Raw genomic sequence first — 9390 nt, forward strand, 5'->3', positions numbered from 1 at the left:
GCACCTTCACCACCGAGCCACCCCGACGCGACCTCGCAGAGGCATGACTCAACCACCCCGCGTTACCAGGCCGGTTGACAAACACCATTGGGAATCACTGAAGGCTGTCCCGTATGTCGGCTGCTGAGGTCTCGCGGCATACTGTCGCTCGTTGTTGACCTTGTTCGGCTGCGGGGGCGTTCGTGTTTGAGCTGCGGTGTGAGGCGATCCGTTGGGTGGACGATGAGCCGTGGCCTGGATTGGTCGAGGTTCAGTTCACGGATGCGGCCGGACGGTGCTGGTCGCTGGTTGACAAGGCCCCGATCTCCGCTGCGATGGGCGAGCTTGGCCCGGACTCGGTCTATCCGGTGGAGGTCACCGTCGCCTGCGTGGTCGCCGAAGGCCACGGCTTGCCGGACAACGACGAGGTCGTCACTGTCTCCACCTCCGGCGTCACGACGCTGGACGGACGTGAGGAGTTCACGGTGAGGTGGGATCAGCTCATCCGCTGAGCGAGGTTGTGGAGCCGCGCAACGCCGAGCATGGCGTGGTGCACGCCGGCTCCGCGCAGGCGGCAGTCGCGCAGGATCTTCCAGTTCTTCATCCGCGAGAAGACGTGCTCGACCCGGGCCCGGGCCCTGCGGTGGACGGCGTTGTCGGCTTCCTGTTCGGGTGTGAGGTGCTCCTGTCCGCGACGGCGCCGATGCGGGATCAGGGCTCCGGTTCCCTGGTAGCCGCCGTCCGCCAGAACCGGGGCGTCCCGGCAGGCACGGTCGACGCCGGACTCGGTGAAGGCCCGGCAGTCGTTGCGGTTACCGGGCAGCGGCAGGCCGACCGCGACGACGAGCCGGCTGTTGGCGTCGATCACGACCTGCTGGTTGGTTGAGTAGCGGTAGTTCTTGCTGGAGGCCGCGATCGTCCGGTCCCGGGTGGGCACCAGGGTGCCATCCACGATCAGCACGGTGTCCTGCCGCGGACGCCGCGCAGGCGAGATCGCCAGCAGTGGCGCGAGGTGATCCAGTACCCGGTCCGCGGCCGACTTCGAGATCCCGAACAGCGCCGCGACCTGCCGCAACGTCAGGTTGGTCCGCCAGTAGGTGGCCACCAACAACACCCGGTCCTCCAGACAGAGCCGCCACGGCCGGCCGCGCTGGACGTCACCGCCACGACGGCGCACCAGCGCGACCAGCTTGCGGAACTGCGACTCGCTCAGCCCCGAGAACGGCTCGATCCACGTCGGATCGTTCGCTGAGATCACCCCACCCATGCCATGACCAACGCGTAACCAAGGCAACAGTTACGGGACAGCCTCTACCAAGCCGGATCTCGGACTGATGATCACCTCGGGGCGGCTCGCAGCACGGCAGCCCCTCCGAACCACTCGCTTGCCATTCCGTCCCGGGGGAGCTCATGCCAACCGCGGGGGCAGGAGGCACCGTCGATCCTGCGCAGCAACGCGCCCTTGAATGTCCCGGGTCAGCCGGGGTCTTTCCCGCCAGTGCGTCGGTGCCTGCCGTCCGCCACGCGGAGCCGGACCCGCGATGTCGGATTCGGGTGTGACACGGCGACTCCCGCCGCACGGCTTATGAACGTGGAAGAGTTCGGGAGCATCCCATGACTTCACTGCGTTGTCCCGCTTCACTGTCGAACGGTGTCAAGAACTCTGCGAACGCCTCTCTTCCACAGTCGACGTACGCGCGCTGCCGACCTGGCCAGCGGGATGAATCCGACATCGCCATCATTTGCGGGAGATAACGACGGCTCACGATGCGCCGACCGACGGAACGTCACCATTGCCACCAGCTGGCTCGCACACGGCGCTTGACGACGACTTGGACGCATATGCATGACTCGCAGCAATGCTCTTTGACTGTCGCTCACCGCTATCGATAGCGTCCGGATGGCCATTCCGAGCCACTGATTTGACGTGTGCATTTTTTCCCATGGGGGTTATTTTGCGTAGATTCAAGAGATCCGTGCTGCTGTCGGCCGCCTTGCTGGCGGTTCCGGGCGCGGTCGTAGCGGTGCCCGCGTCGGCCACTGAGGCAACGCCGCCACTTGCGGTGGAGACCTTCTCCTATCCAGATGCGTCGAGGATCCTGGCCGAGCAGAACCTGACGCTGAAGGCCGGCGACGGGAACATACGCCTCGCCGACTGCGCCTCCGGGACGGACCTGGTGCATATGCTCCGCATGGCTGCCCTGCCCGCTGAGATCTGCTTCAAGATCACGGGCCCGTCGGGGTACCTGGCGCTGGAGACCCCGGACGTCATCAACATCAAGGGCGACAGCCACACGATCAAGGCGACCTTGAGTGCCGAGGGCGTGACCAGCAGCGTCGACATCAGGAAGAGCGACTGGACTCCGGTCGGCGAGGGCGACGACGCGACCGGCAACAAGCCGTCGACCCTGCTGGAACTGGTCGCCACCGCCGGCGCCGCCGTCCAGACCCCGGCCCCCGAGTTCCCGGCCGTCGGCTCCCTCCAGGTCGGTCCGGCCGGCTGGACCGGCTCCCGCGGGTGCACCGCCACCCTCGTCGACCCGCAGTGGGTCCTCACTTCCGTCGGCTGCATCATCGACCCGGCCAGCGCCAACGCGAGCCTCCCGATCCTCAACCAGGGCACGCCCCCCACCAAGACGACGTTCACCGTCGGCGGTCACACGCTCGACGTCGTGGAGTTCGGCACCCAGTTCGACCTCGGCGCGGTGGTCGCCCGCCTCGCCTCGCCGGTCACGGACGTCGCTCCCGTCAAGATCTCCGCGACCGCCCCCGCGAGCGGGGAGACGGTAAAGGTCGCCGGCTTCGGCCGCACCGCCGCCGCCTGGGGCACGGGCAACGGACCGCGCACCACCACCCAGAGTGTCGCCGCCGTCGGCACCGGCACCGTCGATCTCGCCCCCGCCACCGGCGCGGCGCCCGTCTGCGCGGGCGACACGGGCGCGCCGCTGATCAACACCGGCGGTGCGATTACCGGCATCGTCACGCGCGCCTGGCAGGGCGGCTGCCTCGGCACCGCCGCGAGCGAGACCCGCACTGGCGCGCAGGCGATCCGTGCGGACATCCTCGCCTCCTGGTTCCAGTCCGTGCGAGCCTCCGACCCGGGCTGGAAGAGCTCCGTGCTGACCAACGGCGCCAACGGGGCCCTCTACCGCGCGGTTCGGCTCCCGGACGGCTCCACCACCGACTTCACCGACATCCAGGCCTCCACCGGCACCACCGGCGGCGTGAAGACGTTCGCCGAGGCCGGCATGGGCGGCAACCAGACCCACATCGTGGCGCTCGGCAACGACGGCCACCTGTGGCACTCCGTCCGCACCCAGACCCGCCCGTGGCCGATGGCCGCCCTTCCGCCCGCGTCCAGGACCGACCTGACCGGCGCCGACCGGCCGCTCGCGAACATCACCCAGGTCTCCGCCGTCTCCATCGGCTGGAACCTGCACGTCGTCGCCGTGGCCGGCGGCAAGGTCTACCACACCGTGCGCGACGCCAACGGCACCTGGAGCGGCTGGGGCGACGTGCAGAGCGCCGTCGGTCCCCTTCCCACGGTCACCACCACGGCGATCGCCTCCGTGAGCGGCGAACTGCAGGTCGTCGCCGTGGCCGGCGGCAAGGCCTACCACACCATCCGCAACTCCGCCGGGTCCTGGACTGCCTGGGGCGACGTTGCCCAGGCCGCCGGCTCCACCGGCACCATCACCGGCGTCGCCATGACCGGCGCGGGCGGCGACGCCCACCTCGCCGTCCTCGTCAACAACGGCGCCCAGCAGTTCCACACCATCCGTTTCGCCAACAGGACTTGGCAGCCCTTCGCCAACCTGAACGGCGTCTGGGGCGCCCTCACGGCCACGTCCATCAGCGCCGCCGCGGTCGACACCCAGGTCCAGTTCACCGTCACCACCAGCGACAACCGCCTTCTGTGGACCGCCCGCAAGGCCGACGCCACCTGGGCCGCCAACGCGTGGATGAGCCTCCAGGGCACGGCCGGCACCCACAACCAGAGCGCCCTCACCGGCTTCGTCGGCTGACCCTCGCGCGTCCGACGGCGGCCGCGGAACGACCCACGACAGGACCGGTTCCGCGGCCGCTGCCGCAGGACGAAGCACGAAGCACTCCCCCGCCGCCGGCGTCCGGCGGCCCATCCGGAAGGATCCCGGGTCTTCGATGAAGATCACCAGACCATACTGGCGAATCCCGCGGCAGGCCGCCGTCGGGATAGCCGCCGGCGGCCTGATCGCCGGCCTGCTGGCCGTACCCGCAGCGGCCGACACCGCTCCTGAGATAGGACCCATCGCCGATCGCGTCGCCGCAGTGACGGCCTGGAGGGACGGCGGGGACGCCGTCAAGCGCGCCGCAGAGACCGCGCTAACCGGCTCCGACGCGGACGTGAGCACGTTCCTCGCCTCCGGCCGGCAGGCCGCCTCCGCGGCCGACCTGCGCGCCACCGTCGAAGGTCTCGTCGCCGTCGCGGGCCCGCAGGTGCGCGCGGCCGCGCAGCGGGCGCTCGCCGGCTCCACGGCCGACGCGCAGGCGTTCCTCGCCACCGGCTACAAGCACCCCTTCGAGGACGACCAGCGCCTCAAGCTGACCCAGATCATGTCGAGCGGCGGACCCGCGGTGCGCAAGGCCGCCGGTCTGGCGCTGGACGGCGGCATCGACACCGTCAACGCCTTCCTCGCCACCGGCCGGTACCGGGCCCAGGAGGACGACGACCGCCTCAAGCTGTCGAAGCTGCAGTCCACCGGCGGTCCCGAGGTCCGCGCGGCGGCGAGCCTCGCGCTCAACGGCACGGTCGACGACATCCGGGAGTTCCTGCGCTACGGCTACCAGACCGCAGCCGCCCACGACGCCGAGACGCTGACGGTCTCCCAGCTCGTCGACCTGACCCAGAACGCGGTCGACCAGGCGGGCGAGCAGGCCCGAGCGGCGTCGGAAGCGGCGGACAAGGCGCTGGCGGCGAGCGCGCTCGCGAAGCAGTCCGCCGAGAAGGCCGCGGCCGAGACGAAGGCCGCGAAGGGGGACGCGAAGAAGGCGTCCGAGGCCGCCGCCCGCGCCGCCGACGCCGCCAAGCGGGCCGCTGCCGCCGCGAAGGCCGCGTCCGACGCCGCGGACAGGGCGAATGCGGCGGCCGGTCAGGCCGCCGACGCCGCAGCCGACGCGGCCCGGGCCTCCGCCCTCGCGGGCAACGCCGCAGCCCAGGCGCAGGACGCCGCCACCAAGGCCGCCGGCAACGCCGCCGACGCGCAGAAGGCCAAGGACGCCGCGGTCGCCGCGAAGAAGCTGGCCGGCGACGCGAAGACCGTCGGCGAGCGCGCCCAGTGGGCCGTCCATGCCTCCGATGAAGCGGGCAAGGCCTCCGCGGCCGCCCAGCAGGCTGCCGACAACTCCGACGCGGCCGCCGCCGCGGCGCTGGACGCCGCCAACCAGGCCGGTGTGTCCGACGAGGCGCGGGACCGGGCGAGGAACGCCGCCAACAACGCCAGGAGCGCGGCCGCCGAGGCCAAGCGCGCCTGTGCCCAGGTCGCCACGATCGCCGCCGAGGCCAAGGCCGCCGCAGCCGATGCCCAGCGCGCCGCCGACTCCTCCTCCGGTCACGCTGCTGCCGCCGCGGCCGCGGCAGAAGAGGCCGCCGCGCACGCCGGCGACGCCGCCAGGGCCGCCGCCACCGCGCAGGCCGCCGCCGCTGCCGCCAAGACCGCGGCCGACACCGCCTCCCAGGCGGCCTCGCAGGCGCACACCGTCGCCGACATCGCACGCGCCTCCGACACCGAGCGCCTTGCCTCCCGCAAGGCGGCCGAGGTCGCCTCCGCCCAGGAGGCCTACTTCGACGAGGCAGCCAAGGCGAAGCAGGCCGCCTGGGAGTCCGGCAAAGCCAGCCAACTGGCCGCCGAAACACAGCAGTTGCTGACCGACGCGACCGCCCCCGGTGTCGACCCGTCGGTCGCGGTCGCCAAGGGCCGGCTGGTCGCGGTCCGGCTGCTGACCGCGGGTGGGCCGTGGACGCAGATCGCCGCGCAGACCGCCCTCGAAGGCCACGACGCCGACGTCCTCGCCTTCCTCAGCAGCGACCTCGCCCTCGGCCGCGAACGCGACGACCGATCCGCCGCCGCCGCCCGCGCCGCCGCCTCCACCACGCTCCCGCAGCGACTGGCCGCCGAGACCGCCTCCGTCGGCACCCTCGAACAGGTCCACGACTTCCTCGCCCACGGCACCTACCCCGGCAAGGACGACGACGACCGCCTCGCCCTGACGAAGATCATGTCCTCGGGCGGGCCCCGCGTCCGCGCCGCCGCCGGCGAGGCCCTCAACGGCACCATCGACGACGTCCGGGCCTTCCTCGCCACCGGCCAGTACACCGCGCGCGACGACGACAACCGCCTCGCCGTAACCCAGGCCCTCTCGGCAGGCGGACCCGAGGTCCAGGCAGCCGCCCAAGCCGTCCTCTCGGGCCCCACCTCCGGCTTCGCCCCGTTCCTCGCCATCGGCCTGCCAAGGGCCCGGCAACGCGACGCCGCCAACGCCGCCCACATCGCCGCCATCGCCTCCGCCCTGCAGACCATCGACGAAGGCGCGGCTCTCTCCCGCCAGTACGCCGCGCAGGCGGCCCAGTCCTACGCCACTGCCCGCGGCGCCGCCAGCGAAGCCGCCGGCTACGCCAATCAGGCCCAGACCTCCGCGACCGAGGCCGCCGACTGGGCCGCCAAGGCCGCCGAGTCCGCCCGCCAGGCCAAAGCCAGCGCCGACCAGGCCGCCGCCTACGCCGCCCAGGCCCGCGCCGCCGTCGACCGAGCCGACGACGCCGTCAGCCGCGCCGACTACTCCGCCGCCCAGGCCGCCGTCTCCGCCGGCGAGGCCCACGACTTCGCCGCCAAGGCAAAGGAGTCGGCCGAAAAGGCCCGGGCGGCCAAGCTCGCGGCCCAGGCGAGCGCGGCCGAAGCCCACAAGGCCGCGATCGACGCCTACAACATCGCCTACCAGAAGATGCAGGACGGCAACGCCGCCGGCGAGGAGGAGTCCCGCAGCGCGATGGTCAGCGACGACGGACACGTCTCGTTCGTCCAGAGCGTCCCCCGCGGCGACGTCCAGTACAAGATCGTCAAGGAGAACTCCGAGGACGTCTGCAGCAAGGGCTACTCCCCCTGGGGGCCTGGGGGCCGCGCGGACGTAGACATATTCGGGCCGCCACCAGGAGGCGTCTCCCTCGGCCCCTGGCACCATGATGCTTCCGGAAAGACCGTCTGCGACTTCCAGGCAACCGTCAAGGTCACCGGTACGTTCGACTACTACCTGCGGACCTGCCCGGAGGCAAACCTCACTATCGCGGCGTGCCAGGGAAAGTACGCGACCTGGGACGTGCTTCAACTCGCACCGCAGACCGTCGACGCACAGGTCGAGACGACCCTGCAGGCGGTGTGGGAGGACTGGCGGAGGGCCCACACCACGTCAGGCCTCCTCGACGAGATGGGCGCCCAATGGTGGGGCGGCATCAAGAAGTGCTTCACCAACCCATTCGGGTTCGACGCCGACTGCGCATGGTCCGTCGCGATGGTCATCCCTGTGACCGATCTGGTTGCAGCTGGAAAGGTGGTGCTGGCCTACCGGGTCGCCGTCGAGACCGGTATCGGAATCGAGAGCGCCACCGCGGCCGTCATCGCGAGCCTGGGCACCATCAAGGGCGGCGAGGCCCTTGCCAAGATCAACGCCACGACCAAGGCGGTCAAAGACATCCGCGCCGCCCTCGCCGAGGGGAAGAGCGCCGACGAGGCACTGGCAGCTCTCGGCAAGGTCAAGGACGTCGACCCCGCCCTGGTTGACCGGTTGGCAACCGAGCGCGACATCGCGGTGTACGGCCGTACCTGTCCGACTGTCCTGCCTGGCAGCCGCAACAGTTTCCCTGCCGGCACCGAGGTGTTGATGGGAGACGGTACAACCCGTCCCATCGAGACCATCCGGGTCGGCGAGGTGGTGACCGCGGCGGACCCTGTTACCGGGGCCAGCGGCCCGCACGCAGTCACGAACACCATTTACACCCCGGACGACCTCAACTTCACCGAACTGACAGTTGATCCCGGCAACGGGCAACAGGGATCCGTCACCGCCACCGACCACCACCCGTTCTGGGTGGAGTCCGCCCGTGCCTGGACCGACGCAGCGAGCGTCAAGGTCGGCGACACTCTGCGCACCGACACCGGCGCCACTGCGCAGGTCGCGTCGATCCGGCACTGGACCGCACTGCAGCCGGCCTACAACCTGACCGTCGCTGACCTGCACACGTACTACGTGATGGCGGGTTCCGTCCCGCTTCTGACCCACAACCTCGACTGCTTCGACCAGATCCAGAGCATCGCGAACAGGCTTCCCAACTGGGTTAAGGGCGCCAAGACTCGCGGGTTCATTCTGACACCTCAAGCGGACGGTTCGATGGAGGAGGGGGTGGCCCTTGTGAGCGGATACAACGGGGACAAGGATGCGATCAATTCCTACTTCGTGTCCCTCGGCGTGCCTGATGGCCTCTCGATAGTCGCCGATGTGGAGGTGAAGCTTGCGTGGAAAATGCGAAACAAGGGGGTGGAAAACCTGGAAATCGTGATCAACAAGCCCGCCGGCCCGTGCACGGGTCTGTACTCCTGCACCGCAGCGGTGCCGGCCATCCTGCCCGAAGGGTACACTCTGACCGTCTGGTACAAGGATGAGTTCGGCGTTCTCGCAAAGGATCCTGTCCCCCTGGTGGGGAAGGCCGCGCCTCTCCGACCGAATGGGTGATCGACAGTGCTTCTCAATGTTCATATCGACGGTCAATGGCGCTGCGGTACGACCCCGGAGGAGAAGTCTCGGCTGATCTCTGAGGTTTTCTGGATTCTTGCCGAGAAAGGGAGTGGAGGTCCGGACTGGAGACCTGGAGAGATCGCCTGGTTCTCTTTTTCCGAGCGGCCGAACGGTGATTCCGGCTGGCCCGACAACTGCTTGGCGGTGTCCGTCAACGTATCCACCGGGTACGGTGGCCTGGTCTGGTTCTTCAACAACGAGAAGAAGGGCGGTGTGTATGGCAGGACCTGGGTGTCCGACAATCCCGAGCCGCCCGATTTCGATCCCCAGGTCGTGTCGGATCCCGGTTATCCACTGTTTCATGACCCGGCCAGCACCCTCCCGATTGATCAGGTGCGCCGGGCCGTCGAAGAATATGTTCGCGTCGGTACCGGAGACCGCCCCAAGTCCGTTGGCTGGATTGGCGGAGCCATGAGCGGACAACGCGATGACCGGGAGCCGGTGATCGGCACGGTCGAAGAACCTGAAATCGACTGGGACAGCCTCCGCTAGGGCGTGTTTCGAAAGTGCTGGTCAGAGCCATTCGTTGATGGCCGCGACCAGCACGGTCGCCTCGTAGCGCACGGCCAACTTGTCGTACCGCGTGGC

The 9390-nt window shown here is 69.8% G+C and carries 5 protein-coding genes; 4 read left to right on the plus strand and 1 reads right to left on the minus strand.

Annotated elements, in window-relative coordinates; translation table 11 throughout:
* Positions 1-215: 215 nt before the first annotated feature.
* Positions 216-491, plus strand: coding sequence for a hypothetical protein (locus IE98_RS0140890; protein ID WP_159401252.1), 276 nt, complete (start codon positions 216-218; stop codon positions 489-491).
* Here the strand turns inward: IE98_RS0140890 and IE98_RS0140895 are convergent.
* The gene (locus IE98_RS0140895) at positions 476-1246 is read right to left on the minus strand and encodes an IS5/IS1182 family transposase (RefSeq protein ID WP_030277740.1); all 771 of its coding nucleotides are present in this window, start codon (positions 1244-1246) and stop codon (positions 476-478) included. The genes IE98_RS0140890 and IE98_RS0140895 overlap by 16 nt on opposite strands.
* Before the next feature lie 796 nt (positions 1247-2042).
* Between IE98_RS0140895 and IE98_RS45565 the strand changes: the two genes are divergently transcribed.
* From IE98_RS45565 to IE98_RS47515, 3 genes are all read left to right on the plus strand, one after another.
* On the plus strand, positions 2043-4004 hold the full coding sequence (locus IE98_RS45565) for a trypsin-like serine protease (protein WP_052391605.1): 1962 nt from the start codon (positions 2043-2045) through the stop codon (positions 4002-4004).
* A gap of 136 nt (positions 4005-4140) precedes the next feature.
* Positions 4141-8739, plus strand: coding sequence for a DddA-like double-stranded DNA deaminase toxin (locus IE98_RS52165; RefSeq protein WP_052391606.1), 4599 nt, complete (start codon positions 4141-4143; stop codon positions 8737-8739).
* Between the two features lie 6 nt (positions 8740-8745).
* Positions 8746-9294, plus strand: coding sequence for an Imm1 family immunity protein (locus tag IE98_RS47515; RefSeq protein WP_078661706.1), 549 nt, complete (start codon positions 8746-8748; stop codon positions 9292-9294).
* Positions 9295-9390: the final 96 nt, after the last annotated feature.

This window comes from Streptomyces sp. NRRL B-24484 (genome assembly GCF_000717715.1).
Taxonomy (GTDB): domain Bacteria; phylum Actinomycetota; class Actinomycetes; order Streptomycetales; family Streptomycetaceae; genus Kitasatospora.

Bases quoted from the DNA above. Each gene is read 5' to 3' on its own strand.
- IE98_RS0140895 (WP_030277740.1), bottom strand. From the start codon at position 1,246: ATGGGTGGGGTGATCTCAGCGAACGATCCGACGTGGATCGAGCCGTTC.
- IE98_RS52165 (WP_052391606.1), top strand. From the start codon at position 4,141: ATGAAGATCACCAGACCATACTGGCGAATCCCGCGGCAGGCCGCCGTC.